1 pseudogene is annotated in these 1222 nt (G+C 47.5%); it reads left to right on the top strand.

Going from position 1 to position 1222, the window contains the following annotated elements:
• A pseudogene (locus tag D9741_RS23280) lies at window positions 1-1222 on the top strand (phage tail protein); the annotation flags it as partial.

Genomic DNA, 1222 nt, shown 5'->3' with positions numbered 1-1222 from the left:
GAAATCCGAAACTGCAGCGGCTTCATCGAAGAACGCGGCGAAAACGTCAGAGACGAATTCAGCCAACAGCGAGAAAGCTGCTGCATCTTCTAAAACAGCATCAGAAAAAGCAGCAACAGCAGCATCACTTTCAGAGACTAATGCCCGGGCGTCAGAGGAGAAATCTGCAGAAAATGCTGACGCAGCACGTCGTGAAGCATTATCAGCGACAACAGCGGCTGAAACTGCCACCACAAAAGCGCAGGAGGCCGCAGCAGAGGCAACAAAGGCCGGGCAGAAAAAGGATGAAGCCGTCGCGGCGGCGACACGTTCTGAAGCGGCGGCAGACCGCGCAGAAGCTGCAGCGGAAGTGGCTGTAAAACCATATGTGAATATAGTTCCGCCGCTGCCTGATGTCTGGATTCCGTTTAATGATTCACTGGATATGATTACGGGCTTTTCGCCGTCATATAAAAAGATTGTTATTGGCGACGATGAAATAACAATGCCTGGCGACAAGATTGTAAAGTTTAAACGCGCATCAAAAGCAACTTACATTAATAAATCTGGTGTGCTGACAGAGGCTGCCATTGACGAGCCACGATTTGAACGTGATGGCCTGCTTATTGAGGGGCAAAGAACGAACTTCTTCCCGAACAGTACAGACCCTTCGAAGTGGAATAAGTCAACTTCACTGGACGTTACAGAAACAGGCACAGATAGTTTCGGTTTTAATTATGGCCGGTTTGTCGTACAGGATTCGATTGTTGGCACAAGTAAAGCGCATACCATTATAGGGCTGTATTCAAGTACCGGAGGGGTTGATACTTCAGGTGACGAAAAGTATGTAACTATATCCTGTCGGGTAAAAAGTGAAGTTGATAATATCGCCGTTCGTATTTTATTTGAACATTATGATGGGGATGTAAGGACATCAATAGGAGCAGCAAGCCTGAACCTTACCACCCGCATAATTGGCAAGACAGGCCAGACAAGCCGTGTTACAGCAAGGTCTGTTAAGGATGATGCAACTGGCTGGATATTTTTTGAGGCTACATTAAAAGCAGATACAACAGAAAATACGGTTGGTGGTTTCGTCCAGTATTCTCCGGATACAGGTCAGATGGTGGCATCAGGGGATTGTCTCGATGTAACCACTCCCCAGATTGAGGCTGGTACAGGCGCATCATCTTTTATTGTTACGGGGGCTGCACCGGTAACACGGGCAAGCGATATAGTTACA

Origin of the sequence: Escherichia sp. E14V7, from assembly GCF_004212225.1 — a bacterium.
In the GTDB taxonomy this organism is placed as follows: Bacteria; Pseudomonadota; Gammaproteobacteria; order Enterobacterales; family Enterobacteriaceae; genus Escherichia.
The sequence above is the reverse complement of the archived record's forward strand: the minus strand, read 5'-3'. Positions and strand labels throughout refer to the sequence as shown.